The organism is Chryseobacterium sp. MMS23-Vi53, assembly GCF_047651245.1.
In the GTDB taxonomy this organism is placed as follows: domain Bacteria; phylum Bacteroidota; class Bacteroidia; order Flavobacteriales; family Weeksellaceae; genus Chryseobacterium.
In genome coordinates this window covers 3,290,262-3,316,872 of sequence record NZ_CP180265.1, presented here as the reverse complement: position 1 = coordinate 3,316,872, position 26,611 = coordinate 3,290,262, and the positions used below count along the sequence as shown (strand labels likewise).

General features: G+C 34.0%; 24 protein-coding genes. 10 read left to right on the top strand and 14 right to left on the bottom strand.

Going from position 1 to position 26,611, the window contains the following annotated elements; genetic code table 11:
• Positions 1-6 precede the first annotated feature (6 nt).
• On the bottom strand, positions 7-831 hold the full coding sequence (locus ACKX2A_RS14845; RefSeq protein ID WP_415325516.1) for a head GIN domain-containing protein: 825 nt from the start codon (positions 829-831) through the stop codon (positions 7-9).
• A gap of 60 nt (positions 832-891) precedes the next feature.
• Here ACKX2A_RS14845 and ACKX2A_RS14840 point away from each other — a divergent pair, with 60 nt between their 5' ends.
• The 4 genes from ACKX2A_RS14840 to ACKX2A_RS14825 all read left to right on the top strand — a co-directional run bounded on the left by ACKX2A_RS14840 (position 892) and on the right by ACKX2A_RS14825 (position 5,025).
• Entirely contained in the window at positions 892-3,033 is a 2,142-nt protein-coding gene (locus tag ACKX2A_RS14840) for a M3 family metallopeptidase (protein WP_415325515.1), read from the top strand.
• A 13-nt stretch (positions 3,034-3,046) separates the two neighbouring features.
• Positions 3,047-3,895 (top strand): hypothetical protein, encoded by an 849-nt coding sequence (locus ACKX2A_RS14835; RefSeq protein WP_415325514.1) that lies wholly within the window; start codon positions 3,047-3,049, stop codon positions 3,893-3,895.
• 2 nt (positions 3,896-3,897) lie between these two features.
• Positions 3,898-4,320 carry a hypothetical protein gene (locus ACKX2A_RS14830; protein WP_415325513.1) on the top strand — a complete coding sequence of 141 codons (423 nt, stop codon included), beginning with the start codon at positions 3,898-3,900 and terminating at the stop codon, positions 4,318-4,320.
• Between the two features lie 327 nt (positions 4,321-4,647).
• The gene (locus tag ACKX2A_RS14825; protein WP_415325512.1) at positions 4,648-5,025 is read left to right on the top strand and encodes a YchJ family protein; all 378 of its coding nucleotides are present in this window, start codon (positions 4,648-4,650) and stop codon (positions 5,023-5,025) included.
• Positions 5,026-5,212: 187 nt separating this feature from the next.
• Here the strand turns inward: ACKX2A_RS14825 and ACKX2A_RS14820 are convergent, their stop codons facing one another.
• Together ACKX2A_RS14820 and ACKX2A_RS14815 are read right to left on the bottom strand one after the other, a co-directional pair.
• A complete protein-coding gene (locus tag ACKX2A_RS14820; protein ID WP_415325511.1) occupies positions 5,213-5,713 on the bottom strand; it encodes an FKBP-type peptidyl-prolyl cis-trans isomerase in 501 nt (166 codons plus the stop codon).
• Positions 5,714-5,812: 99 nt separating this feature from the next.
• The gene (locus ACKX2A_RS14815) at positions 5,813-6,064 is read right to left on the bottom strand and encodes a VF530 family DNA-binding protein (protein WP_415325510.1); all 252 of its coding nucleotides are present in this window, start codon (positions 6,062-6,064) and stop codon (positions 5,813-5,815) included.
• A gap of 136 nt (positions 6,065-6,200) precedes the next feature.
• On the opposite strand from ACKX2A_RS14815, the gene ACKX2A_RS14810 reads away from it, so the two are divergent.
• Positions 6,201-6,362 (top strand): hypothetical protein, encoded by a 162-nt coding sequence (locus ACKX2A_RS14810; RefSeq protein WP_415325509.1) that lies wholly within the window; start codon positions 6,201-6,203, stop codon positions 6,360-6,362.
• Positions 6,363-6,443: 81 nt separating this feature from the next.
• Here the strand turns inward: ACKX2A_RS14810 and ACKX2A_RS14805 are convergent, their stop codons facing one another.
• The 4 genes from ACKX2A_RS14805 to ACKX2A_RS14790 form a co-directional block, all read right to left on the bottom strand.
• On the bottom strand, positions 6,444-7,469 hold the full coding sequence (locus ACKX2A_RS14805; RefSeq protein WP_415325508.1) for an LLM class flavin-dependent oxidoreductase: 1,026 nt from the start codon (positions 7,467-7,469) through the stop codon (positions 6,444-6,446).
• 78 nt (positions 7,470-7,547) lie between these two features.
• Positions 7,548-8,636, bottom strand: coding sequence for an acyltransferase family protein (locus ACKX2A_RS14800; RefSeq protein ID WP_415325507.1), 1,089 nt, complete (start codon positions 8,634-8,636; stop codon positions 7,548-7,550).
• Between the two features lie 17 nt (positions 8,637-8,653).
• Positions 8,654-9,724, bottom strand: coding sequence for an acyltransferase family protein (locus tag ACKX2A_RS14795; RefSeq protein ID WP_415325506.1), 1,071 nt, complete (start codon positions 9,722-9,724; stop codon positions 8,654-8,656).
• A 16-nt stretch (positions 9,725-9,740) separates the two neighbouring features.
• A complete protein-coding gene (locus ACKX2A_RS14790) occupies positions 9,741-11,882 on the bottom strand; it encodes a DPP IV N-terminal domain-containing protein (RefSeq protein WP_415325505.1) in 2,142 nt (713 codons plus the stop codon).
• 374 nt (positions 11,883-12,256) lie between these two features.
• Here ACKX2A_RS14790 and ACKX2A_RS14785 point away from each other — a divergent pair, with 374 nt between their 5' ends.
• Both ACKX2A_RS14785 and ygiD read left to right on the top strand, forming a co-directional pair.
• The gene (locus ACKX2A_RS14785) at positions 12,257-12,769 is read left to right on the top strand and encodes a YceI family protein (protein WP_415325504.1); all 513 of its coding nucleotides are present in this window, start codon (positions 12,257-12,259) and stop codon (positions 12,767-12,769) included.
• Between the two features lie 157 nt (positions 12,770-12,926).
• Complete coding sequence (gene ygiD / locus ACKX2A_RS14780; protein WP_415325503.1) at positions 12,927-13,754, top strand: 4,5-DOPA dioxygenase extradiol; 828 nt, start codon at positions 12,927-12,929, stop codon at positions 13,752-13,754.
• Between the two features lie 57 nt (positions 13,755-13,811).
• On the opposite strand, the gene ACKX2A_RS14775 is transcribed toward ygiD, so the two are convergent.
• The 4 genes from ACKX2A_RS14775 to hutH form a co-directional block, all read right to left on the bottom strand.
• Positions 13,812-14,081, bottom strand: coding sequence for a hypothetical protein (locus tag ACKX2A_RS14775; RefSeq protein ID WP_415325502.1), 270 nt, complete (start codon positions 14,079-14,081; stop codon positions 13,812-13,814).
• 255 nt (positions 14,082-14,336) lie between these two features.
• Positions 14,337-15,824, bottom strand: a complete 1,488-nt coding sequence (locus ACKX2A_RS14770; protein ID WP_415325501.1) for a S8 family peptidase — start codon at positions 15,822-15,824, stop codon at positions 14,337-14,339.
• A 116-nt stretch (positions 15,825-15,940) separates the two neighbouring features.
• Positions 15,941-16,387 (bottom strand): GNAT family N-acetyltransferase, encoded by a 447-nt coding sequence (locus tag ACKX2A_RS14765; RefSeq protein ID WP_415325500.1) that lies wholly within the window; start codon positions 16,385-16,387, stop codon positions 15,941-15,943.
• Positions 16,388-16,590: 203 nt separating this feature from the next.
• Positions 16,591-18,078 carry a histidine ammonia-lyase gene (gene hutH, locus ACKX2A_RS14760; protein ID WP_415325499.1) on the bottom strand — a complete coding sequence of 496 codons (1,488 nt, stop codon included), beginning with the start codon at positions 18,076-18,078 and terminating at the stop codon, positions 16,591-16,593.
• A 225-nt stretch (positions 18,079-18,303) separates the two neighbouring features.
• Here hutH and ACKX2A_RS14755 point away from each other — a divergent pair, with 225 nt between their 5' ends.
• The 3 genes from ACKX2A_RS14755 (at position 18,304) to ACKX2A_RS14745 (ending at position 21,754) form a co-directional block, all read left to right on the top strand.
• Positions 18,304-18,969, top strand: coding sequence for a hypothetical protein (locus tag ACKX2A_RS14755; protein ID WP_415325498.1), 666 nt, complete (start codon positions 18,304-18,306; stop codon positions 18,967-18,969).
• Between the two features lie 80 nt (positions 18,970-19,049).
• Positions 19,050-20,852, top strand: coding sequence for an excinuclease ABC subunit UvrC (gene uvrC, locus ACKX2A_RS14750; RefSeq protein ID WP_415325497.1), 1,803 nt, complete (start codon positions 19,050-19,052; stop codon positions 20,850-20,852).
• A 122-nt stretch (positions 20,853-20,974) separates the two neighbouring features.
• Positions 20,975-21,754, top strand: a complete 780-nt coding sequence (locus tag ACKX2A_RS14745) for a T9SS type A sorting domain-containing protein (protein WP_415325496.1) — start codon at positions 20,975-20,977, stop codon at positions 21,752-21,754.
• A gap of 45 nt (positions 21,755-21,799) precedes the next feature.
• Here the strand turns inward: ACKX2A_RS14745 and ACKX2A_RS14740 are convergent, their stop codons facing one another.
• From ACKX2A_RS14740 to ACKX2A_RS14730, 3 genes are all read right to left on the bottom strand, one after another.
• Complete coding sequence (locus tag ACKX2A_RS14740; protein WP_415325495.1) at positions 21,800-24,679, bottom strand: T9SS type A sorting domain-containing protein; 2,880 nt, start codon at positions 24,677-24,679, stop codon at positions 21,800-21,802.
• A gap of 79 nt (positions 24,680-24,758) precedes the next feature.
• Complete coding sequence (locus ACKX2A_RS14735; protein ID WP_415325494.1) at positions 24,759-25,511, bottom strand: hypothetical protein; 753 nt, start codon at positions 25,509-25,511, stop codon at positions 24,759-24,761.
• 11 nt (positions 25,512-25,522) lie between these two features.
• Positions 25,523-26,602: a PorV/PorQ family protein gene (locus ACKX2A_RS14730; RefSeq protein ID WP_415325493.1), complete on the bottom strand. Its 1,080-nt coding sequence runs from the start codon at positions 26,600-26,602 to the stop codon at positions 25,523-25,525.
• Positions 26,603-26,611 lie beyond the last annotated feature (9 nt).

Here is a 26,611-nt window from a genome sequence, read left to right as displayed (position 1 = left end):
AACGAATTATTCCACAGTTACGCTTCCGCCGCTGCTTTCTTCTTTCTGCACATTTTTAAGCTCACCTTTTCTGGAAACGTGTACACTTCCTCCCGAAGAAGCCTCGCCTTTTACGCTTGAAGTTGCCGTAATTTCTACACTTCCTCCACTCGAAGCTTCCGCATCCACGTTATCTGCAAATACATTTTTCGCAGAAATACTACTTCCTGAAGAAGCACTTACATCCGCATTTTTCGCTTTTCCGGTAACATCGATACTTGCAGCAGAAGATGCATCAATATTAAGATCTACTGCCCAAACTTTTCCATCAAAGCTTCCGCTGCTGTCCGCAGAAATATCGAAATCGTTCGCTTCCAGGTCTCCCGAAACAGAACCTGAACTTGAAATTTCAACATGCATTTTATCCTGAACAAATTTATCTTTAACCTTAATTGTTCCCGCAGAATTGGCATTTAACTTTGTGAAATCTTTCGCAAAAATTCTTGCTTTTACATTGTGAGAATTCATTACACGGATTCCGCTTTTATAATGGATGTGAAGTTTTCCACCGCTATTATCCACCAAGATCTGATCCATGATATTTTCAGGTGCAGAAATCACAACTTTTTCAACATCAGCTTTTATAATTTCAGCTTCGATTGCCTGAGAAATTTCAATTTCATCAAAATCTCCGGTAAATTCTTTTTCTCGTACAGGTCCGTTATCTTTAGTTACAACTTTTTCTACCCAAGTATTTTCTTCGTTATCGTCATTGTGTCTTCTTTCATGTTTTTCGTTGCAAGAAGCTAACAAAACAAAGGCTGAAAACATAAAAATAGTCGTTGATTTCATGCTTAATAATTTTTATAATTTAAGTTTTTAATATCTTTATACTTTATTAACAACTAATTTATGAAAAATATTACATCGGTATTATTAATTTCTGCATTAGCATTTAACTACTCTTGTACTACAATGAAAAAAGCCGATAATCAACAGGAAGTGCCTTCACCGGACGCTTCCCTTTCTTCAAATCCTTTTATGAAGAAAAGCAAGCTTCAATATGAAGCTCCTGAATTTGATAAAATTAAAAATGAACATTTTAAACCCGCTTTTGATTTTGGATTAAAACAGCACGATGCTGAAATTCTCAAAATTGCTAATAATCCAGAAGCTCCAACTTTCGAAAACACGATTGTAGCTTTGGAAAAAAGCGGTGAAGTTTTAAAAAGAGCGGTGATTGTTTTTTCAAATCTTACCAGTGCAAATACAAACCCAACTTTACAGGCTTTAGATGAAGAATATGCTCCAGTTTTCGCTGCACATTCCGATAAAATGTATTTAAATGAAAATCTTTACAAAAGAATAAAAGCCATCACTGAAAACGGTCTGGATTCTGAAAGTAAAAGACTTTTACAATATTATAAGCAAAACTTTGAAATTGCAGGAGCAAATCTTTCTGCGGCTGATAAGGAAAAATTAAAGCAAGTAAACCAAGAGCTGGCTTCACTTTCTACTCAATATTCCAACAAATTATTGGAAGCAAGAAAGCAAGGCGGAGTTTTCTTTTCCGATGCTAAAGAACTGGATGGACTTTCGGCTGACGAAATCGCTGCTGCGGCTTCTGATGCTAAAAACGCAGGAAAACCGGGTCAATATCTTTTAGCTTTACAAAACACAACACAACAACCTCTTTTGCAAAACCTTAAAAACAGAGCAACAAGAGAAAAATTGTTCAAGGCATCTTGGTTGAGAGCTGAAAAAGGTGACGGAAACGACACAAGAGAAACGATTGAAAAATTAGCAAAATTGAGACTTAAAAAAGCTCAGATTTTAGGTAAAAAAAGTTTTGCAGAATGGAAATTGCAGGATCAGATGGCCAAAACGCCTGAAGCAGCAACGAAACTGATGAATCAAATTGCAACTCCTGCGGTAGAAACTGCAAGACGCGAAGCGAAAGACATTCAGGATTTGATCGATCAGCAAAACGGAGGTTTCAAAGTGGAACCGTGGGACTGGAATTTTTACGCTGAACAGGTAAGAAAAGCGAAATTCGATTTAGATGAAAATCAAATCAAGCCTTATTTTGAAATTACAACCGTTTTGGAAAAAGGAGTTTTTTTCGCTGCAGAAAAATTCTATGGACTGACTTTCAAAAAAAGAACAGATCTTCCTGTGTATCATCCGGATGTTGTGACGTACGAAGTTTTCGATCATGACGGAAAATCTATTGCAATTTATTACTTAGATTTTTACACAAGAGATTCTAAAAATGGTGGAGCTTGGATGAGCAATTTCGTCGAACAATCTTACCTTTTGGGAACAAAACCTGTGATAGTAAACTGCTACAATTATCAGAAACCGGCACCTGGAAAACCTTCATTAATCAGTTATGATGATGTTACAACAATTTTCCATGAGTTTGGTCACTCTATTCACGGAATGTTTGCAAGTCAAAAATATCCTTCCCTTTCAGGAACAAGTGTGCCGAGAGATTTTGTGGAATTCCCTTCACAAATCAATGAACACTGGGCTTTAGATCCGGTAGTTTTAAAAAATTACGCGCTTCATTATGAAACAAAGCAGCCAATTCCACAGGCTTTGGTTGATAAAATTAAAAAAGCAGCTACATTTAATCAGGGGTACATGACAACCGAATTGGTTTCTGCCGCTGAATTGGATATGGATTGGCATACGGTAACCAGCGAAAGTGAATTAATTCCAGTTTTAGATTTTGAAAAACAATCGTTAACGAAACATGGATTTACTTTATCAACGGTTCCTCCGAGATATCATACTCCGTATTTTGCTCATATTTGGGGAGGTGGTTATTCTGCGGGATATTATGCTTATTTATGGTCTGAAACGTTAGATAATGATGCTTGGGAATGGATTTCTAAAAACGGTGGTTTGACGAGAGAAAATGGAGACCGTTTCAGAAAATACATTCTATCGGTAGGAAATTCTGTTGATTTGAATCAGGCATTCAGAGATTTTACAGGACACGATCCGGATATTAAGCCTTTATTGAGAAACAGAGGTTTTATTAAATAATAAAATATCATTTATGGTATTAAATATTGGAATTAAAGTAATTTCTTCTTTATCCATAATAATTCTGACTTGTTTTACGATGAAAAATAAAAGATTCGAAAGCAAGTCAGAATCTTTTTATAAAACAAAATCGGATACGATTTCTGATTCATTAATGATTAAAATGGAAAAATGGATGAAGGAAGAACAAAAATATTGGGACTCCACCTGTCAGGCTGAAACTAAAAAAGCAGAGATTGATATTAAAAATAAAAAATTAGTTTACTTCCATTATTTCGGAATGGTAAAACAATATCGAAGTAATGAAGAAATGAATACTCTTTTAAAAAAATACAATATTACAATAGACTCTGCAGCCTATTTTTGCACAGTTCCATCTGAGCTTCAAAATTGCTATGCATACGTTATGAGAAATGAGATCAATAAAAGATTTGGACGCAAATTTATTGATTCTTTAAGAAATGTTGCAGAAATACAATATGTGAAGAAAAATCCTGATAGAATTTATCCTTTTGAAGAATGTGATTATATTTCACGATATCCAGGTGATAAAACTTATGATGATTTTTTCAAGACCAGCGAAAGAGATTTTTGGAGAAATGTAGAATATCCTGAAGGATTTGAATTCAGAAAAGATAAAGACTTTTATTCTCATATTGGAGCAGAATTCATTCTAAGCAAGACAGGAAAGGTTTCAGATACAAAAATCGATATCAGATTTCAAAATAAAAAAAATTATCAATACAGTTCTTATTTTATTAACGAATTAAAAAAATTCATAAAAAATACAAAATGGATTCCTGCAAAAAGTGCAGGAATAGATGTAAACAGCCAAATGAGAATAACAATATTTTTTAAATAGCTATGAAAAAGATTATTTTAAGCGCATTAATTTTAAGTTTCGGAACGATCTATGCCCAAAAGGCTAAACCTCAAGCCAATAAAATAGACAAAAGTCTTGTAGGCTTATGGAAAGGCAGTGAAAAGGATCAACAAATTGATGGAGTAGAGAAACTGTGGATTATGGATAGAAAAGAAGATGGAACTTTTATGCTTCTTTTCACTACAGTTCAGGATTGTAAGGTTGATCAACATGTAGAAAAAGGACAATGGTGGATTGAAAACGGAGAGTTTCATGAACTTCATTTTGATTCAGGAAACACAGATGTTTATACTTATAAAATTCTTGACAAATCACAAGTACAATTCAAATCAAAAAGTGTATCAATGGATATGAATAGCAATGAATATACTTTTGTAGATACCAGAATCGAAGACGAAGATTAATAATAATTTTAAAAGCATTCATTTTTTTGGATGCTTTTTTTAATTTAAAAACTAATAGCAAATGTTTTTCACAAATAACACTAATATTTTTCTCACGCAGATTTAATATTATTACGAAAAATTAAAACGTAAACATCTGTGGAAATCTGTCAAATCTGTGGGAAAATAAAATAAGTTTTGGCTAAAGCCAATTTAGCATGGATAACTTTCTTAAATGGGCTAAAGCCCATTTCTATTGATGCAAACTTTGTATGATTCGTGAATTCGTGGCAGAAAAAATAACAATATTCCTGTACATTTGTGTTTTAAAATAAAATCGAGAAAAAAATGAATTGTCCCTGCTGTTCAGGAAAAGCCTACGAAGAATGCTGTAAACCTTATCACACCGGAGAAAAAAATGCGCCGACTGCGGAAGCGTTGATGCGTTCGAGATTTTCTGCGTTTGCAATTCCCAACGGAAAATATTTAATGCAAACAACAGCTCCCAGCAAACGACAGTTTCACAACACCAAAGATTTGCAGGAATGGAGAGAAATCAACACGTGGACAAAATTGGAAATTGTGGATAAACCTTCCATCAGTAAAGTTGAATTTAAGGCTTTTTATATTGATGAAAATGGAGAAGAACACATTCATCATGAATTATCTAAATTTAAAATGATTCAGAACCGTTGGTTTTATGTGAGTGGGGAATTTTTGGAATAATTAAAATTTCATTTCAATTTTGTGTGGTTGTTATTTTGAGTGAAACGAAGTGAAGTCGAAAAATCTTAAATATTTTATTTCAAAAGATTCTTCATTTCATATTGCTTCGCAAATTCCATTCAGAATGATATAAGCATTTAACAACAAAAAAAATGTCCGACAAAAAATCGGACATTTATATTATTTTTTAGTGAGCTTCGTTTCCGTCGATTCCGTGAGCGTGACCGTGTGACAACTCTTCTTCTGTCGCAGGACGTGTATTTAAAATTTCCACTTGGAAATCTAACACTTTCCCAGCCATCGGGTGATTAAGATCTGCCACAACAGCTTCAGGAGTTACTTCCACAACAAACGCCTGGAAATTATTTCCCTGATTGTCAGATAATGGCAAAATTGCTCCCACCGGTGGAATTCCAGATTCTGCGAACATATCGATTGGCAATTGTGCGATAGCATCCGGTTGCTTTTCACCGTAAGCTTCTTCCGGCTGAATAACGAAATCTGCTTTATCTCCGGCTTTTAAGCCAAGAATATTTTGTTCAAATTTTGGAATCATCATTCCCACACCATACAAAAAAGTAAGTGGATTTTCTACTGTTGTTTCTTCTACAAGAATCTTACTTCCATCTGCTTCGATAGTGTGAAGTACATACTTTACAGCTACAACATGATTTTGTTCAATTGTCATATTTTTGTTTTTTTCGTGAGTTCTTTTTCACGATTATCTGTACAAATATACTCTTTTTTGAAATGATTGATTTCCTAAATAAATTTGAAAAAGAATGCATTACTTCCCTTTCTTTTCATCAGCACGTTTTTTCTCTCTTAGTACAAAAAGGTACAGGCTTTCAACCTTTGCTCTTGCCCAATCTGTTTTTCTGAGAAACTTTAAAGATGAATTAATACTTGGATTATCCGTAAAACATTTAATATTGATCTGCTCTCCCAGCTTTTCAAAACCATTATAGTAGTCTACCAGTTCTTCAAGAATGGCATCGAGTCTTTTTCCGTGGAGAGGATCTTTTGATTGTTGTTCCATGATGTAAAAATAGACATTAAATTGTATTTTTTATTAACAACTATATTAAATTCCAATTGAAAAAAGGCTTTTCCTTTTAATAAGAATAGATTAATTTAGTCCCATCTATCGAAATAAAAATTACAAATAAATTGAGATGAGTAGAAATACAGAAGCCAACAGAAAATTGCATAAAAAGAAAATCGACAATAAAAAACGTAAAATTCAAGAAGCGGAACTCAAAAGAAAAAATCGCTTGAAGGAAATGCGTCAAATTACCAATGAAAAACTAGCCGCAAAAAAAGAAAACGAATCTTAATAGGCAAAAACAGGAAGGTTTTATCCAAATCATAATGGTTTTAAAGAAAACCACCGCTGAAAATATCAACGATGGCTTGTTTTATAAGTTTTGAAGAACAGGTTTTACCTCTTTTCCGAATAGTTCGATAGATTTCATCATCAGTTCGTGGGAAGGGTCTCCAACATCCATATGACCGATAAATCTGGTGATTCCGAAGATTTCTTTTAAGTAAGCAATTTTATCTGCCACTTCTTTCGGACTTCCGATGAATAAAGCACCGTCTTTGCTTCTTCCACCTTCATACTGAGCTTTCGTGTAAGGCGTCCAACCTCTGGATGAGCCAATTCTGTCCATTTGAGATTTGTAGCTATGAAAATACCCGTCAATAACTTTCGGATCGTCGCTTACAAAGGTGTGAGAATGAACAGCTATCTGCATTTTAGATTCATCGTGACCCGCTTTTTTGTATTCCTGCTTATAAAATTCAATTAAATTTTTAAACTGAATCGGCATTCCTCCGATAATTGCCACGACTAATGGCATTCCTAACTGAGCCGCACTTAGAACCGATTGAGGCGTTCCTCCAACCGCTCTCCAAATAGATAGTTTCCCATTATTCTTTGCTCTTGGATAAACGGTTTGATTTTTCATTGGCGCACGTAGTTTTCCAGACCATGAAACGTTTTCTTCTGAATTTATTTTTAATAATAATTCTAATTTTTCATCAAAAAGCTCTTCGTAATCATTTAAAGAATACCCATAAAGCGGAAAAGATTCAATGAAACTTCCTCTTCCTACGAAAATTTCTGCACGACCATAGGAAATTAGATCCAACGTTGAAAAATCTTCATAAACTTTTACAGGCTCAGATGAACTTAAAACCGTTACACCACTCGCCAATTTTATATTTTTTGTGATACTCGCAGCCGCAGCCAAAACCATTTCCGGTGACGAAACTGCATAATCCGGACGGTGATGCTCTCCCATTGCGAAAACATCTATTCCGACCTCATCCATGAATTTTACCTGTTCCAAAATTTCACGGATTTTCACTCCGGCATCTCTATATTTTCCGGTTGCCTGGTCGACTGATAAGTCGCCAAACATTCCTATTCCTAATTCCATATTGTTGATTTTATGTTGACAAAATTAGGTTAATAGAAGATGATATACATTGATCTTTGGTAAGAACGAAAGGGCAAATTATTGAGAAGTGAACTGTGTTTTAGTTTTAAATTTCAAAAATTGTTTTTCGAAAAGATGATAAGACAAGTATGCCAAAATCACACTTGCGATAAAGGATAAAACCAATGTAATATACCATTCTAAATGATATTTTTCGCCCAATTTTCTGAACAGCATAATCGGTACAAGATGGATTAGATATAAGCCATAAGTATATTTCCCGAGCCAAGCGAAAATGGTTTTATCAGAGATTTTGAATACATTTTTACTTCCTAAAGTAAATAAAATGAGCAAAGCGAATAATATTCCAAAGAATAGAGGTCTTACATTGATATTTTCAAAAATAAGAATGTCTAAAGGCGCTGCAATTATAGCAATCACAACAAGAAAATAAAGGTATTTGTAAAAAGTAGGAATTAAATTTAATTTATGTATGAGCTCTTTATGAAAAACAAAAATATAAGCCGGAATCGCTCCTAAAGCAAAATAATCAAGGTTTGAAAAAATATCTAGCATTCCGATATGTAACGCTGTATAAACAATTCTGAAAATAAATGAAATAATCAGACTTATAAAAATTAACTTAGGTATATTTTTATAAGAAATAAAATATATGATAAGCCCCCATATGATATAAAAATGCTCTTCTACACAAAGTGACCAAATTACAGGCAAAGGAGAAACATTAGGGTGACCTCCTGTATACATAACCATATAATTTTCCAGAAAAGTAAATGTAAGGACCCAATTGGGTTCGTAGCCGTCATTAGATGATGGCAGATGAAAAAACTGAATGAGATAAGGTGTAAAAAAGGCAAATAAAACCATCGCATAATACAATGGCCAAATTCTTAGCATTCTTCTCACATAAAACTTTTTTAATGGAATTTTTCCTTTATTATTCAGCTTTTCTAGAACTAAAATATAAGTAATTAAAAAACCGCTTAAAACAAAGAAAAAAGAAACACCGATCTCACCTCTTGAAAAATATTGCATGAAAGAATCTTGCGGAATATTAGCATGATGTAAAAAAACCAACAGAAATGAAAAAAACCTCAACGAATCGAAGGTGTGAAAATGTATCCTACTTATTTTTAAATCGTTCATTCTAATTATTAGTATGATTAATTTTTAAATTTCAAAAATTGTTTTTCAAAAAGATGATAAGACAAAACGGAAAATATTAAAGTCAAAACGAATGACAATAATGTAATTTCAATCCAATTCAGATTAACCCGAGTTCCTAGTTTAATGAATAAACCAATAACAATAGTATGAAATAAATACAAACCATACGTATATTTTCCCAATTTAGCTAAAACACTTTTGTCTGAAATTTTAAAAACATTTTTCTCACCAAGTGTAAATAAGATTAAAACAGAAAATAAAATACTGAAAAGTAATGAACTTATTTTAAGATCCGGAATTGCGTTTGTATTGGCAACCATCAATATAATCCCAATAATTCCTAAAGCATATAAATATTTAAATATAGCAGGAATTCCACCTATTTTCTCAATAATATTTTTCTTGAAAACAAACAAATAAGCCGGAATTGCTCCGAAAGCAAAATAATGAATATTTGTAAATAAATCTAAAGTATTAAGCTCGTGTTTTTCATAAACAGATTGCATTACAAAAGAGAAAATAATACATCCAAAAAGAAGTTTCGGAATATTTTTTAAAGAAATAAAATAAAAAACCAATCCCCAGAAAATATAAAAATGCTCTTCAATACAAAGAGACCAAATTACAGTTAATGGTGCTACATTTGGTAGTTGTTTAGTAAAGATCATTACATAATTCTCTAAAAATGTAAGCGTAAAAAACCATTTTGGCTGATATCCTTCATTAGAATAAGATACATTAAAAAAATTCAAAATAAAAGGCGTACACATTGCGAATAAAACCATTGCATAATACAATGGCCAAATTCTTAAAATTCTTCTTTTAAAAAACTTTTTTAACGGAATTTTTCCTTGATTATTAATCTTTTCAAGAATAAGAATGTAAGTGATTAAAAAGCCACTCAATACGAAGAAAAAAGAAACACCAATCCCACCTTCCTTTGAGAAATAATGCAAAATGCTATCTTCAGGAATGAGGGAATGGCGGAAAAAAACTAATAAAAAAGACAGGAATCTCAACGAATCAAACGTATGAAAGTGTACTCTATCTACTTTTACAAAGTTCATTCTCTATTTTATTAGATTATTTTTTCAGATTTTGATCAAAATAATCTGTCACTTTCTGCATCAAATGTACTCTATCTTTTCCGATCACGTTGTGAGGATGACCCGGATAAACGAAATAATCTATTTGAACACCATTGTCAACCGCAGATTTAATGAATTTGATTGAATGCTGCCAAACAACAACATCATCCTGTGCTCCATGAATCATCAATAATTTACCTTTCAAATTCTGAACTTTATCTAAAAGATTTGCCGTTGCATAACCTTGTGGATTTTCCTGCGGTGTATCCATATATCTTTCACCATACATAATTTCGTACATGCTCCAGTCGATTACAGGTCCTCCTGCAACACCCACTTTAAAAACATCAGGCTTACGAAGCATAAAACTTGTGGTCATAAATCCACCAAAGCTCCATCCGTGAATTCCCATTTTTTCGGAATCTACATAAGGAAGAGATTTCAAATACTCTACCCCTTTCATTTGGTCGTTCATTTCGGTTGTTCCTAAATTTCTGAAAACAGCCTGTTCGAATTTCATTCCGCGGTTGGCAGAACCTCTTCCGTCCATTGTGAAAATGATATATCCGTTTTGAGCCATGTATTCGTACCAAAGGTTTCCTGAAGCCGGGAACGTATTTGTAATTAATTGTAAATGTGGTCCGTTATATAAATAAACGATCACCGGATATTTTTTGTTTGGATCAAAATTCGTTGGAAGAATGATTTTTCCATACAAAGGAGTTCCGTCATCAGCTTTTAGGTTTACATTTTTAATTTCAGGTCTCTGATAGTTTTTTAATGTATTTTCAGCAGTTAAGAGGTTATTTGTTTTTAGAGTGCTTGTATTGATAATATTTGCAACTCTCGGCGTATTTGCATTGCTGTAAACATCATACAAATAATTTCCGTCGCTGCTTAAAACTCCTGTGTGAACCCCTTCTGCATTGTCCAGACGCTGCATCTTATAGTTTGTCCAGCTTATTTTATACAAATGTTTTTCCAAAGGAGTTTCTTTCGTAGAAGTGAAATAAATTTCCTTTTTCTTGTCATTAAAACCTAAAATCTCAGTCACCAACCAATCACCTTTCGTGATCTGAGCAACCAAACCTTTTTCTAAACTATAATGAAATAAATGATTGTAACCCGTTCTCTGACTCTGCCAAATAAAATCTGTATTCGAATTTGGGAAGAACGTCAACGGATGCTGTGGTTCAACATATTTACTGTCAGTTTCTTCAAATAAAGTTTTCACTAAATTTCCTGTTGCTGCGTCATATTGATTCATCTTCATGTGATTCTGACCTCTGTTCAAAACACCAACAAAAATATATTTTGAATCTGGACTCCAGGTTACAGCCGTTAAATACTGGTCTTTTTCTCCTTCAGTATTTAAGAAAGTAGTCTTTTCAGTTTTAATATTGAAAACACCCAAAGTCACTTGGTGAGAAGTTTTTCCCGCCATCGGATATTTAATGTTGTGGTTCACAGCCGGAGTTACAGACCAATCGATTATCGGATAATCTGCAACCATTGTCTGATCCATTCTGTAGAACGCAACACTTTCAGAATTTGGAGCTGGGAAAATTCCTGTATCGATTCCGAATTCGTTTCTGTGAACATTTGCAGCTCCATTCAGAATATTTTCATCTGAATCGTTGGTTACTGCGATTGTTTTCCCGTTTTTATTAATGAACAAATTATTTTTTACGGTAAATGCGAAAGTCTGGTTGTCTCCGAAAACTTTTACATTAGATGCATTTTCATCAACAGAAACTGAACTTTTTGTTTTCCAGTCGCTTCCCGATTTTTCAACCCAAGTCATTTTACCATTTGAATTGAAATAACCGTTGGAATTGCTGATGAACTTAATTTGTGGAACTGCCTTGAATTTGTTGTCCGCCAGATTTTTGTTTAACTGTGTTAAAGACACCAAGGTATCCTGCTTATTTGTTTTTAAATCTGTGATTAAATATCCACCTTTTACAGCCTGAATGTAAGATTTTCCATCCGCAGACCAAGAAAATTGTGAAATATTTTTAACGGCCAAGTTCGTTCTCATTCCGTTTACCGCCTCCGCCATCGTAAATTTTTGAGTCTGAGCAAATGCACTGCTCCCCAAAACCAGCATCAATAAAGATAATTTATATAATTTCATTGCATAAAATTGAATTCTCCAAAAGTAAGAAATAAAAATCATTCGTTAAGAAATGTTAAATTAAATCATTTGTAAAATGAGATTGTGGGATTGATGGGAAATAATTCTTAACTTAATATTGATATTTTGTTGATTGTTTTTGGCTGATTGTTGATGTTTTTTTGCGTAAGGCTGTCATTCAGAACGAAATGTAGTGGAATGAAGAATTTTTTTATTCGAGATTGCTTCGTCACTTCGTTCCTCACAATGACAACAAAAATGTGGACAAGTATGAAAAAACATCACAAAAATCATTTCTTATCCTACGTCAATGATTTGTGCCTCTCACTTGACATAAATTTGCATCATAATTAACAACAAAAAATATTAATACAATGGCAACAAAATGGAACCTAGACCCAGCTCACAGTGAACTTACTTTTAAAGTAAAACACATGATGATCTCTAATATCAAAGGAAACTTCACCAACTTTACTGCTGAAATCGAAGCTGAGGACGACACTTTCGCAAATGCTAAAACAACAGCAACAATTCAGACAGATTCTATCTCTACACACAATACAGACAGAGATAATCACTTAAAATCTGCTGAATTCTTCAACGCTGAAGCAAACCCGACAATTACTTTCGAATCTTCTGCTTTAAACAATGAAGTAACTGGAAATCTTACGATCAACGGAATTACAAAACCTGTAACGCTTGATGTTGATTTCAACGGAATCAACGTTGATCCGTGGGGAAATACTAAAGCTGGTTTCTCATTCGAAGGAAAAATTAACAGAAAAGATTTCGGATTAAACTGGAATGCTGCTCTTGAAGCCGGAGGTGTAATGGTAAGCGAAGAAGTAAAAATCGCTGGTGAATTACAATTCGTAAAACAAGCTTAAGAAATTATACGGATTTTCTGTAAGCCCGAAGGGGCGACTTAATTCAGATTAGGATCAAATCCTATTCAAATTAGATAAAAAATCCACAAAATTTCAACATAAAAGGTTCAGGGATTTCTAAAACCTTGAACCTTTTTTCATTTAACCAATCAATATAATGAACCTCAACGATTTACAAAACATAAGCGCCAATTTTGGAAACACTCAGAGAATGCCTGTTCTTTTTCTCGGGCATGGTTCTCCGATGAATGCTATTGAAGAAAATCAGTTTGTGCAAGGTTTTAGAAAAGCTGCCACTGAAATTCCGAAACCGAATGCTATTTTGTGTATTTCTGCACACTGGTTTACTCAGGGAACGAAAGTAACTTCCATGGATATGCCAAGAACCATTCATGATTTTGGAGGTTTTCCACAGGCTTTGTTTGATGTTCAATATCCTGCTCCCGGAGATCCTGAATTGGCAAAAGAAACTGCCGAATTATTAGCTCCTGTTTTCGTTGAAGAAGATCATAATTGGGGATTGGATCACGGAGCGTGGTCGGTCATCAAACACATGTATCCGAATGCAGATATTCCTGTGATCCAGATGAGTATTGATTATACTAAACCTCCACAATATCATTTTGATTTAGCTAAAAAATTAAATAAACTTAGGGAAAAAGGAATTTTAATTATCGGCAGCGGAAATATTGTTCATAATTTAAGATTGATCGACTGGAGAAATATCAACACCGTGGGAGCCGGCTGGGATTGGGCGATTGAAGCCCGTGAGAAAACCAACAACTGGCTTTTGGATGGAGATTTTCAGCATATTATCGATTATCAGAGACAGGGAACTTTTCTGCAATACGCTGTTCCTACGCCTGATCATTATTTACCGTTGATTTATACTTTAGGTTTAAAAGAAAAATCTGAAAATCTGGCTTTATTTAATGATGAATTAATTGGTGGTTCGCTAAGCATGACAAGCGTAAGAATCGGGTAAAAAGAAAACCGGAAGATTAAAATTAATCTCCCGATTTCTATAAGTAAAGGGTTGTAATTAAATTCTGTGAATAGAAGTAATGTGTGGTTTTCCTTCGATCGGAGCATAAATTTCCACGATTGCTTCCCAAACCACTTCTGAAGGAGGCATAGAAGCGATACATTTATAACGGTAATTTGTCCCGTTTACAACTTGCGTAGAAACTTCCTGAGGAGTGTATTTTACGCCAACGAAACCTTCCATTGCTTCGTTGAATACTTCCTGATCTTTTGGTGTAAGAGTATGGTATTTTGTCCATCCTCCTGCTACTAATTCTTGTATTGACATAATTAATATTTTGGATTCCTACTCTTTTGGCTTTTCGGATTTCGCCCCGTTTGGATGGTTTCTGGTCTCCATGATTAAAGTTTTTTAGTTTGTGATCACATTTCAAAGGTATTACACTTATAATGAATTTGTTAGCGTAGAATTACTAATTTTTCACTATACGTAGAAATACTTAATTTGTTAATTTATATTCATTAAAAAAGGAATATCATTCGTAAACAATATCCCTCTTAAATATATTTTTAGTTTAAAATTTTACTGAACCGCCTGTAAAACATTAATATTTCCATATCCATAATCCGAATTCGGAGTTGGATAGTATGTTGCAGATTGTCTCATTTTATTTAAAACCTGATCTCTCGTCCAAGTAGGATTTTTAGACCAAACTAAAGCTGCAATTCCTGCCGTAGAAGCTGTTGCCACTGAAGAACCACCAACATAATCTGTTTGTCCGTTATAATAACTTAACACCGGAATACTATTTCCTGAAGCTCTTTCCATTTGATAAGTAAAATCAATTTCCGCTCCTGAATGACAAACATCGCACTTTTGGTTGGACGTATTTTCTTTAACTCCGGTGATTGCCTGAGTTTCAGACATCCAAGCCGGGAAAATTACACCTACGAAATTGGTAAAACTTGTAGAAGTTCCACCTGCACAGAAAATCAATTTTCCTTTTGAGTAGGCATATTTTACACCATCTTCAATTTTTCCAACTGAGAAAATGTGTCCCATCGACATAGAAATGATTTTAACATTATTATTATTTCCGAGCTCCGTAAACGCAATTTTAACTCCGTTTTGTTCGTGATAACCGTCTAATACCACATTTGAAGCCGCTCGGTAAGTCACTAAATTTGAATTATAAGCCACTCCAACTGGTTGTCCCTGATTATTTCTAGGAGCCGCTGCTGCTGAAGCCATACTCGTTCCGTGACCGCACTGATCATTTGGGCCATCATAACCTGTACTCCACGGCCAGATTGAGTCTACATAAACACCATTTTTACTGATCGTTCTTCCAGACGAAAGGCCATTGTTGAAGCTGCTTCCCAACAATGTTTGCTCAGGAGAAACGCCACTGTCGATGACGCCAATCGTGACTCCAGCTCCACTGCTGTAACTCCAAGCGTTGATGATATTGTGTTTTGTGAACGACCAAGGCGCTTTTGCATTAGGTGTAACGGTTGTATAATCCGAAGCACTTAAAGCTGTCGACTCAAATCCGCAACCCGATGAACCGCTGCTTGATTTTCCTAATTTTTGTTCATTTTCAAAATAGCGATAATCTGCAGGTTCCAAATAACGGATATTTTTCATTTTTCTAAGAGCAATTACCGTTTCCTGCTTTTCTATCGCAACATCAATTTGATTTAAATATTGATCTGATGAAAGTAAAATTCTTTCTGTTTTTCCCTCATATTGCTCAATAACTTTTAAAATTTCCGCCTCGATCGCTTTGTTGTTTGAATCTAAATTTCTGTCGAAAGAAGAACCAAATCCGATAGAAGCAATTTTATTTCCTTGAAAAATAGTGCTCCAAATAAAATGATCAGAAGATTCTTTCCACGAAAATCTTCCTTTGGTTTTGATGGTTTCGTTAATTTTTTCATTGATTTCTTTAGCTGTTAATGGATCTTTTTGAACAACTTCGATGTTTCCCGGATTGTTTTGCATGTCTTCCCTGTTACAAGCAGTGAAAACAAAAAACAGCATAAGTACATAAAAGACATTTTTCTTCATATAAAATAATATTTGGTTTGTAAAACCAAGATATCACTTTACATTGAATTACATATGTTTAAAATTTGATTTATTATTAATTTTATTATGCTAAAAATAATATTTAACGCAATAAATTACAGTACTTTTTCGTAACAAACGCTTTTATCAATACCAATATATTGTCCGTAATTTGGAATTCTGGTATAACCACTTTTCTCATAAACTGAAAGTGCTTCATTCTGTTCAAGCGAACTTTCAAGAACTGCTTTTGTATAGCCTAATTCTTTTGCCCAAATTTCCAGTTCTTTCACAATTGTTGTTGCCAGACCTCTCTTTCTGAAATCAGGACTTGTGTACATTCTTTTGATTTCAACGGTGTTTTCTTCAAATTTTTTGAATGCTCCACAAGCAGCTGGTTTTTCATCGATATAAATAACAATACAGTTTTTAATCATATCAATTTTGTTGAACTGATCATAAAAAGCATGATCGTCACCATTTCGAATCGCTAAATCTGCATCTAAAAGTTTTACTAAATTTTGAAAATCTAAGTTGGAAGAATCTGTTCTTTTGATTGTCATTCTGTTGTTTTTACTTTGCTAAATTAATGATTGTTTTTTATTTTCCCACAGATTTCATGGTTTGCACAGATGTTTATGTTTTATTTCAATATGGTTATTTTAACAAAAAAAATATGCTCAATCATCTGTGCAAACCATGAAATCTGTGGGAGAAAAAAAGACTTCCATTTCTGGAAGTCTCAATATTATTTAACTTTAAAAAATTAATTAACTACAAATTTTCTTTCATTAATCAATTCTGCGATAGCCAACATATCTTGTCCGATCAATCTGTCGTCTTCCAATTTAGCTACTTTTGAACGAAGAATTGTATAGTTTTCTTCAATTATTTTTGAGCATTTTGCAGGTCTTCTGAATTCCAAGCCTTGCGCAGCAAACATTAATTCAACTGATAAAATATTCACCAAATTTCCAAGAACCTGATTGAATTTTCTACCCGAAATACTTCCCATCGAAACGTGATCTTCCTGTCCCAAACTCGTCGGAATAGAATCTGCAGAAGCAGGAAAACACAATGTTTTATTTTCCGTAACCAACGCTGCAGAAGTATATTGAGGAATCATGAATCCTGAATTTAAACCAGAGCTTTCCGTTAATAATCTTGGTAAACCATATTTTCCTTCCAATAATAAGTAGCTTCTTCTGTCTGAAATATTTCCTAATTCAGCAGCCGCCAAAGTTGCGTAATCCAATGGTAAAGCCATCAATTGTCCGTGGAAATTTCCTCCTGAAATTGATTCTTCTGCGCTTAAAACAATTGGGTTATCCGTTACAGAATTCAATTCCGTTTCAGCCATCATTTTCAAATGTTCGAAAGAGTTTCTGCTCGCTCCGTGAACCTGCGGCACACATCTCATTGAATAAGGATCCTGCACCCTTTCGCAATCTTCGTGAGCCATCAAATTCTCAGAACCTTTTAAAAATTTCAGCATTCTTGCAGCAACTTTTTTACTTCCTTCAAATGGTCTGATCTCATGAAGTTCTTTCTTAAACGGACTTGCCGACCCTCTATATGCTTCCAGACTCATCGCAGCCGTCATATCTGCAAGGTCTAATAAATATTCGAATTTTTCTAAACCTTTGATTGCATGAGCCAAAATAAACTGAGTTCCGTTAATCAATCCCAATCCTTCTTTCGGACCTAAAGTGAGTGGTTCTAATTTATTTTTCTTTAAAACTTTCGCTGTTTCAACTACTTTATCACCATCCCAAACCTGACCTAAACCTAATAAAGGTAAAACCAAGTGAGCCAAAGGTGCCAAATCTCCAGAAGCTCCTACAGAACCCTGTTCTGGAACGGCCGGAATAATGTCTTTTTCCAACATCAAAATCATTCTCTCGATTACGTCCAGAGAAACTCCCGAAAATCCTTTCGACAAAGCATGAACTTTAGCAATCATCATGATTTTTGAAAGTTCTTTATCAATCGGTTTTCCAACTCCTACAGCATGAGAAATAATTAAGTTATATTGAAGCTGAGCTGTTTCGTCAGCAGATATTTTTGTATCACAAAGAGGTCCGAAACCCGTGTTGATCCCATAAACACACTGATCTGACTCTACAATTTTCTGAACATTTTTCTGGGATTTTAAAATTTGTTCTTTGGCAGCTTTATTAAGTTTAGCTCTATTTGGAGCTTTACAGATTTCCAAAACATCATGGAAACTGAAAACATCTACACCGTATATCATTCTCAAAATTTTGTCCTAAAATTACACATTTAACAATAATTGAAGAAACTAATTTTTTCAGCCCTGTATTTTTCTGAAAACAAGTAATTTATTTCACTATTTTTACCGCCGAAAATAAAAAATTAATACCCTTATGAGACTTAAAACTTTGTTGCTTGCATTGTTCATTGTAAGCACTGCATCTTTCGCACAGAAAGTAAAATACTCTAAAGAAGAGATAAAAAAATGGAACAATACCTTTTTAATGAAGGATTCAATGCTCCATCACCTAAAAAAACATCAACCGTTATTTTAAAAGACGGAACGACGGTAAAAGGTTTCTGTAATAAAATTGATACTAAAAAAGGGCAGATTTTCGAAGTATCCATTAAGGACAGTGTTACGAAAAAACCAGCCGTTTTGGTTGCGGATAACATCAGCGAAATGTATTTATTTCCAAATGAAGCTGAGAAATTTATGAAAGTTGCGAAATATATGGGCAACATCAGAAATTATCAGACTAAAAAGTTGAAAAATACAACCACAAACGGTCGTATCCACTTTGTAAACCAAACGGTTTCTTTAAAGAATAAAAAAGACGACAAAGAATTCTTAATGCAGGTAATTAACCCTGAATTTGATGATATTATCTCTGTTTATCATGATCCGAGAGCGAAGGAAACTACAGGATTTTCTGTAATGGGTTCTCCAAGCTTGGGAGGTGGCGTTATCAAATCTTATTATGTGAAAAAAGGTGATAAAGTAATGTGGCTTCACAAAGACGATTTCGAAGACAACTATGATTTCCTTTTCGGCGACAATGCGGAATTCATGAAAAAATATCCTAAAAACTCTGTAGAATGGGATTATTTCAGCTTCCTTGTTTATCAGTACACTGAAATGAACGGATAAAATTTAATTTTAACAAATATTATAAAGCTGCAGAAATTCTGTGGCTTTTTTTGTGCCTTTAAATTCCGTAATTTTGTTATATGAATCCTTCTTTAGAATTACAGCTCAAAACTTTACCATCCGAACCCGGCGTTTATCGTTATTATGATAAAAACGATCAGCTTTTGTATGTAGGAAAAGCGAAAAATTTAAAGAAGAGGGTTCTCTCATACTTCAATAAAAATCTTCCGGGATACAGAATAAAAATAATGGTCGGGAAAATCCAGCGACTGGAAACCACGATTGTAAACAGCGAGTATGACGCACTTTTATTAGAAAATAATTTAATTAAAGAGCATCAACCGTTTTACAATGTCATGTTGAAAGATGACAAAACGTATCCTTGGATTTGCATTAAAAATGAAGATTTTCCTAGAATATTTTTAACTCGAACTAAAATTAAAGACGGGTCGGAATATTATGGTCCTTACGCAAAAGTACGTCCTGCAAAGATTTTGTTGGATACAATTAAACATATTTACAAATTAAGAACTTGTAATTTAAATTTAGCTCCAAATAAAATCGACGACGGAAAATATAAAGTCTGTCTGGAATATCATATCAAAAATTGTGAGGGACCTTGTGAAGGATTGGAAAGCAAGGAAGATTATGATGAAAAAATTGATGCAATTCGAGGAATAATTAAAGGAGATTTCCGAAAAGCAAAAGAATATCTGGTTGGTCAGATGATGAAATATGCAGAAAATCTGCAGTTTGAAAATGCTCAATTGATTAAGGAAAGATTGGACGCTCTTGAAGATTATCAATCCAGAAATACTGTTGTGAATCCAAGTATAGACGATGTAGACGTATTTGGGATGACGAGTGATGAAACGGCTGCCTATGTGAATTTCTTTAAAATCCGAAATGGAAATATCATTCAGAGTTTTACAACAGAAATCAAAAAAATCCTTGAAGAAAGCGATGAAGATATCATGGAACAGGCTTTAATTGAAATTCGCCAGAAATTTGATTCTCATTCAAAAGAAGTGCTTTTGCCTTTTCATTTATCTGTTGAAATTCCAAATGTAAAATTAATTGTTCCAAAAGTTGGTGATAAAAAACGTATTGTTGAACTTTCCGAAAAAAATGCGAAAGAATATCGTTTAGAAAAATTAAAACAAGTCCAAATTGTCGATCCGGAAAGACATACCAACAGAATCATGGCAGAAATGCAAAAGTTGTTGAGAATGCCTGTTGAACCGAGACATATCGAAGGTTTTGACAACTCCAATATTCAGGGAACAAATCCTGTTTCGGCGTGTGTGGTTTTTAAAGACGGAAAACCAAGCAAGGCAGATTACAGAATTTTCCATCCAAAAACGGTAGTTGGTCCTGATGACTTTAAAACCATGGAAGAAGTGATCTTTCGACGTTACAAAAGGATGATTGAAGAAGGTGAAAATTTACCACAATTAATCCTGATTGACGGTGGAAAAGGACAATTATCTTCAGCTGTTAAAAGTTTAAAATTATTAGGATTATACGGAAAAATTACGATTGTAGGAATTGCAAAAAGGCTGGAAGAAATTTTCTTTCCGGAAGATCCAATACCTCTATATCTTGATAAAAAATCTGAAACATTAAAGATCTTACAAAGAGTAAGAGACGAAGCTCACAGATTTGGAGTAAAACATCACAGAACGAGAAGAAAAAATTCTACGATAAAATCTGAACTGGAGGAAATTCCTGGAGTTGGAGGAAAAACTATTGAATTACTTTTATCTAAATTAAAGTCTGTGAAAAGAATTAAAGAAGCAGATTTGGTGACTTTGGAGGAGATTTTGGGGAAAAGCAAGGCGAAAATTATTCGTGATTTTTTCGATAATTCTCCATCAGCTTAATGATTAAAAAGATTAATGATAAAAACGTTATTCAATTACACAAATACCATTAAATAAATCCCCTTCAAGAGAATACTTTATTTATTTTATTACTTTAGTAAAGAACAAAATAAAGTACACTTATGAAAAATTATTACAATTTCGCGAAAGCGTTTGCTTTCTTATGTGCATCTGCAATTTCAAATTTATTTAATGCTCAAACTTATTGTAACCCAACGTACTCCAATAGCTGTGCAAATTGGCGAATTACACAAGTTTCCATTCCTCAGGCAAATTTCAATAATACATTTGCTTCAGGAACTTGCACATCAGGAAGGGATAGAACATCTGTCTCTATGAACCTGAATACCAATACCAATTACGGTGTAAGTGTGACAACTATGGGCTGGATGTCTTGCGGACTGGCTATAGACTTCAATAAAGACGGTGATTTTGACGATGCGGGAGAAAATCTGTATATGCCGAATTACATCGGAAATTCAAGCCCTGAAACTTACACTGGTTCATTTACAGTTCCGGGATCTGTAACACCGGGAAGTTACAGAATGAGAATCTGGACTCGTGAAGCGAACGCACAGCCGGGAACTTCGGCGTGTGGTTCTTATGCTTATGGAACATGGACAGATTATACAGCAAATATTTTAGGACCGTTGGCAACCTCAGAAGTAACAAAAGCCACAGCCAAAATTTATCCGAATCCTGTTTCTGATATTTTAAATATTGAAGATCAAAGCACAATTGAATCTGTTGAAATTTATGATGCTGGTGGAAAATTAACTAAAACTATTTCCTCGAAAGGGAAAAATATAGCTGTGAAATTATCTGACCTTATTCCAGGTGTTTATACCGCAAAAGTTAAGAATGATAAAGATTCTCAAACTGTAAAATTTATAAAGAAGTAAAATGAAAAAGGCTCTTGAAGAAAGAGCCTTTTATTTTGATATTGCTTATTTTTTAAGAATCTTACTTAAAAATTCGCCTTTATTTGTTTTAATTTTTATGAAATATATTCCGACTGATAACTCAGAGATATTTACTCTTCCGTTGAAGTTTAAAATATTCTTCATTAGCTTTCCTGAAGCATCAAATACTTTAATTCCTTCAACCTTATAATCATTTTGAACATTTAAAGAGAATTCATCCGAAACAGGATTGGGATATATCTGAATACTTGGGTTTACAGCTTTCGAATTAACAGCTGTGTCGTTTACAGCAAGAAAAACAGGGAGTGGATCGGTAACGGTATACAGCTCATTTCCGTGTTCTTTCGTATAGATGGTTAAAAATAACTTTTCATTATCGGTAGCCAATTTCAAGATATTTTCATTCGTCAATAATTGGTTGTCATCATTTGTAATAAAAATATCCAACGGAACAGTACCTCCCGATACACCATTGCTTCTCCAAACTTTTTGAGAATCGCCATTAAGGAAATACAAATAGTTATTGGTACAAACCATATCTTTTATACCTTGGAAATTTGCTCCTAAACTCATTGTTCCTGATGTAGTACCATCTGTTTTCCACAATTCTGTTGAATTATTATGCGTGAAAAATATCTGACTGCCACATTTTTTCAGTTTAATATCACCATAAAAATTACCGTTTGTAAATACTTCTGTTGTACCGGCTACCGTGCCATCTGTAGAATAAATGCCGCTTGGATAATCTGATGCAAAATAAAATAACTTGTTATTTAAAATTTCGGTATCTCTATCGATATTGGCAGAACTAAAAGAAACATTATGTGACTTTAATAATACAGTAGAAGCCTGATCTCCATTAGAAGCATATAATTCTGTCTGTCCGTAGTTGGATGATCCTTCTTTTCTTGATGTAAACAATAATTTGTTATTAAAATTTCCTAACACCTTAATGTCTCCATCTGTTCCGTCCTGAAAATTAACCTGAACTGCTTTTGTTGTGTTTGCTTCGGTTCCATCAGATTTCCAGATCGCAAGTTTCCCGTTTTCTTTGGCTACAAAGTATGCATATCCGTTCAGCACAGTTATTTTTGAGTCTGTATTGTACATACTTCCCATGCTGTCTGTCGAGATATCTTTTACTAAAGAAAATGTATTCGAATTATTATCAATTTTCCAAAGCTCTGTTCCTATCACATTGTTATATCCTGAAAACAATAATGTATTGTCATTAAGATTAGCAAAAAAAGTATTATCGTAAAGCACTGTATTTCCCGTAGATATTCCAATCGAATTTGCAGAAGTTCCGTCTGTTCTGTAAAAACCGCTCATCGGATTGGGAGTACTGTTTTTAGTGTAAAGGAAATTTCCAACTTTGAAAAAAGTATCATTAAAATTTGTAAACATTCCTACGGAAGACGAACCACTTGTAAAATTGCTCAATCGGGTAATCTGCTGCGTATTTTTATCTCTCTTATAAAACTGATTGTTGAATTCTCTGTCTGCTGCAATAAAAATTAAATTATCATTCAATAATTCATAAGAATGTGGTGAGCTACTTTCATATTTACTAATATCCGAAGCCAGAGTAGCAACTTGCGTTATTGGATCTAAAGTATATAATTCCATCCCATGTTTTGCGGTAGTTCCTGCCAAATATACTTTTGAATTAAAATCTACAACACCGTTAGCAGCAGTCATTCCCAATGCCGACATTTCGAATGTTTGAGCAGAATTTCCATTCGTTATCCAAAAACGACTCCATTCGTTTGGTTTGGTAAGGATTAGGTATTGTCCATCTGAACTTTTTCCATATAATACATTATTGATAGGTGTATTAAATAAAACTGTTCCGGCTTCTGTTCCGTCTGTTTCCCAAATATAATTGCCATATCCAGGATTCCCGTTTGAACTGCTGTCAAAATAAATTTTATTACCCAATTTCAGAAATTTCTGATTGAGTCCCATCGAGCTGGTCGTTCCGGGATATATATCTTTTAACAACTTAGTTCCTGCTACTGTTCCGTCCGAGATCCACGGTTCAGAACCTCCGTTGGTAGCACTAAATCCTATAAAAACGAAATAATTTCCTCCTGAAGCACCTTCCAATTGAGGTGTATTTTGCATAGGCATCAAAGGATTTGTTCCCGCTGAAGTCCCATCACTTTCATAAAGCATATAACCTGTTGCGGTATTCGCCATGAAATAAAACTTACCATTATTCAACGTTACAATTTTAAAATCGTTTGATATGCTGTTTCCATTATTCGGAGCTATATCTTTTATCAATGCTGTTCCGGCAACGGTACCATCTGATTTCCATATCTCTTTGCCCGAAATTCCATCATTTGCGGCAAGAATTACCTGATTGTTATAGGAATATAATTTTACATTCCCGGAATATTCAAATGTTTTTAATAAAGATGAATTATTTGATGCTGTATCGAATGACCAAAGTGCATTATTCTGATAGTAGAAAATTTTATTCCCTGCCACTACAAACTCATCAATAGAATAATTAGAATTAATATCCTGTTTCTTTACCGTTCCAGCTGGTGTTCCATCTGTTTCCCAAATCTGATATCCCGAATAATTTTGCTGTGCCAGAAAATACACCTTGTTATTTAATTTTACAAATATTGAATTGGGAGGTATTCCGCTGTTATATCCGGCAAAAATATCTTTTAATAATGTAGATTTTTGTGTTGTAGAATTATAAACCCAAGGCTCTAATCCTTCATCTGTATTTTTGGATGCTGCAAAAATTATAAGGTCATTCAGCTTTATTAGATTATATGGTGAACTTCCTGATCCAAAATGAATTTCGTTCAGCTGAGTGTTTAATGTTTGAGCATACGAATACATCGAAAATGCGATCAATAATGTCGTATAAATTTTTTTCATTATTATTTTTTAAAAATTAATCCTTAACTCATTCTTTCGTTTGAATTAAGGATAAAGTATTTTTCATATGTTCTCTAAATTATTTTTTCGAAAAAATTTCCTTGGCAAATTCTCCATTTGGCTGAGGAATTTCAATCACGATATTTCCGTTTTCAAAATATCCTAAAGTAGACTCTCCATTTTGTAATTTCACTCGGAAAAAATCATTTTTAGTTGTTGCTTTAAAAGTTGCAAATGGCGAAGAGCTGTTTGAATTCACCAAGATAAATTGTGAATTATCAATCTGAATTTTCTGCAAATCCATTTTATCATTGCTAAATCTTACCGCAGTGTTATCCACATTTGATGAAGTTGCAGTTGTAACAGGTTGAGTAGAAACAACAGCCGTTTCCTGAGGTTTTATAGGAGCTGCAGGTTGATTGGTAGGATTCGCCGGCGAAATTGATGTAAACGTCTGCTTCAAAGCATCCTGATAACCTTCCTTATATTCCTTAATGTTGGAAGCTCCTTTTATCGACGCAATTGATTTATTATTACAATCCTTAAATTGTACCAATACTTTATTTCTCAAAAATCCGCTGTCATTAAGAACATCCGCGATCAAAACATTACAAGGATTACTTTGCGCTTCAGATGGCCATTGTAGTTTATCTGATGGAATAACGGTATAGTTTTTAGCCCTTAATGTTTTTGTAAGCATTTCTCCCAATCCGAAATCTTCTTTAAAAGTTTCAAATTTAGCGGGAAGAGAAATATATTTATAATCCGAAACTTTTTGTCCGAATGCAAGCATTGAACAAGCTGTTACTATTACGAGTGAAAGTTTTTTCATTTAATTTAAATTTAATCATTTCTAAACTGTCCCATATCCAATTTCAAAGAAAAGAAATTAGAATAGAAATTAGACCCACCGATACCTGAATTGGTAATTGCGTAATCCAATGTGAGACCCCTGTATCGGATTCCAATCCCGGCGCTTGGCTGGAAAGAAACCTTTCTGCTTAGATCTTCAATATCTGTAACCGATTGGAATCTATTTACCCCCAATCTCACAAAAATCATCTTCTGATATCCTAATTCTGCTCCGGCATAAGGCGTAATACTTGCAAAATCTGTTGAAAGAAGTGCCGCTGTTTTAGCAAAATCTACATTAATTCCCGCTTCCGGTAAAACATAAACACTGCTATTAATCTCGAAATTCTTACTTACTCCAACATTCAGTTTTGGCATCGTAAGTTCCATTTTGTCTTTCGGTGCAGGGTTGAATTCTTCACCGTTTACAACTGTCGATAGTTCTTTTTGATTTACACTCCAAAAGTTCACCGTAGTTGTTGCATCTCTCAACATTCCCCCGATTTTATAACCATTATCTAGTTTATAGATTGCACCAATATCGAAACCGAAACCATATCCGTTTGCAAATTTCCCTACATTTCTGTAAACAATTTTAGCATTGATTCCGACATCCAATTTTGTATTCCCTGCAGGATTAAATGCATATGAAAGAATCGCAGCATAATCGGATTGTGAGAATTTTGTAATTTTATCATAATCAATATTTCCTTCAGTATCAATTAACTGAGTTGTATTCAGGATATTATCAACACCAAGCCTTACCACAGAAACTCCGAAAACTCCCGTTTCCAAAACTTTTGCGTAAGCCAGATAATCATACTTCGCGATAGATTCAAAATATTCTGCGTGCATCGCTGCTCCCTGCCAATCTCTCTCGATCGACATCAAACCAGCCGGGTTCCACATCGGAGAATAAACATCGTCCTGATTAGAAACGACAGCTCCACCCATCGCGAGACCTCTTGCTCCAGCTCCAATATTCAAAAATTCGTTGGAATATTTTCTGATAATCTGAGATTGTGATATCCCAAAAACCAGGGAAAATGCAAGTAATAGATATTTTTTCATCCTATAAAT

Excerpts from the sequence above, each read along its gene's own strand:
- ACKX2A_RS14800 (WP_415325507.1), bottom strand. The coding sequence starts at position 8,636 with ATGAACGATTTAAAAATAAGTAGGATACATTTTCACACCTTCGATTCG.
- hutH (WP_415325499.1), bottom strand. The coding sequence starts at position 18,078 with ATGATATACGGTGTAGATGTTTTCAGTTTCCATGATGTTTTGGAAATC.
- ACKX2A_RS14805 (WP_415325508.1), bottom strand. The coding sequence starts at position 7,469 with ATGGAATTAGGAATAGGAATGTTTGGCGACTTATCAGTCGACCAGGCA.
- uvrC (WP_415325497.1), top strand. The coding sequence starts at position 19,050 with ATGAATCCTTCTTTAGAATTACAGCTCAAAACTTTACCATCCGAACCC.
- ACKX2A_RS14840 (WP_415325515.1), top strand. The coding sequence starts at position 892 with ATGAAAAATATTACATCGGTATTATTAATTTCTGCATTAGCATTTAAC.
- ACKX2A_RS14810 (WP_415325509.1), top strand. The coding sequence starts at position 6,201 with ATGAGTAGAAATACAGAAGCCAACAGAAAATTGCATAAAAAGAAAATC.
- ACKX2A_RS14845 (WP_415325516.1), bottom strand. The coding sequence starts at position 831 with ATGAAATCAACGACTATTTTTATGTTTTCAGCCTTTGTTTTGTTAGCT.
- ACKX2A_RS14730 (WP_415325493.1), bottom strand. The coding sequence starts at position 26,602 with ATGAAAAAATATCTATTACTTGCATTTTCCCTGGTTTTTGGGATATCA.
- ACKX2A_RS14830 (WP_415325513.1), top strand. The coding sequence starts at position 3,898 with ATGAAAAAGATTATTTTAAGCGCATTAATTTTAAGTTTCGGAACGATC.
- ACKX2A_RS14785 (WP_415325504.1), top strand. The coding sequence starts at position 12,257 with ATGGCAACAAAATGGAACCTAGACCCAGCTCACAGTGAACTTACTTTT.
- ACKX2A_RS14825 (WP_415325512.1), top strand. The coding sequence starts at position 4,648 with ATGAATTGTCCCTGCTGTTCAGGAAAAGCCTACGAAGAATGCTGTAAA.
- ACKX2A_RS14775 (WP_415325502.1), bottom strand. The coding sequence starts at position 14,081 with ATGTCAATACAAGAATTAGTAGCAGGAGGATGGACAAAATACCATACT.
- ACKX2A_RS14795 (WP_415325506.1), bottom strand. The coding sequence starts at position 9,724 with ATGAACTTTGTAAAAGTAGATAGAGTACACTTTCATACGTTTGATTCG.
- ACKX2A_RS14745 (WP_415325496.1), top strand. The coding sequence starts at position 20,975 with ATGAAAAATTATTACAATTTCGCGAAAGCGTTTGCTTTCTTATGTGCA.
- ACKX2A_RS14815 (WP_415325510.1), bottom strand. The coding sequence starts at position 6,064 with ATGGAACAACAATCAAAAGATCCTCTCCACGGAAAAAGACTCGATGCC.
- ACKX2A_RS14820 (WP_415325511.1), bottom strand. The coding sequence starts at position 5,713 with ATGACAATTGAACAAAATCATGTTGTAGCTGTAAAGTATGTACTTCAC.
- ACKX2A_RS14735 (WP_415325494.1), bottom strand. The coding sequence starts at position 25,511 with ATGAAAAAACTTTCACTCGTAATAGTAACAGCTTGTTCAATGCTTGCA.
- ACKX2A_RS14740 (WP_415325495.1), bottom strand. The coding sequence starts at position 24,679 with ATGAAAAAAATTTATACGACATTATTGATCGCATTTTCGATGTATTCG.
- ACKX2A_RS14755 (WP_415325498.1), top strand. The coding sequence starts at position 18,304 with ATGGAACAATACCTTTTTAATGAAGGATTCAATGCTCCATCACCTAAA.
- ACKX2A_RS14770 (WP_415325501.1), bottom strand. The coding sequence starts at position 15,824 with ATGAAGAAAAATGTCTTTTATGTACTTATGCTGTTTTTTGTTTTCACT.
- ygiD (WP_415325503.1), top strand. The coding sequence starts at position 12,927 with ATGAACCTCAACGATTTACAAAACATAAGCGCCAATTTTGGAAACACT.
- ACKX2A_RS14835 (WP_415325514.1), top strand. The coding sequence starts at position 3,047 with ATGGTATTAAATATTGGAATTAAAGTAATTTCTTCTTTATCCATAATA.
- ACKX2A_RS14765 (WP_415325500.1), bottom strand. The coding sequence starts at position 16,387 with ATGACAATCAAAAGAACAGATTCTTCCAACTTAGATTTTCAAAATTTA.
- ACKX2A_RS14790 (WP_415325505.1), bottom strand. The coding sequence starts at position 11,882 with ATGAAATTATATAAATTATCTTTATTGATGCTGGTTTTGGGGAGCAGT.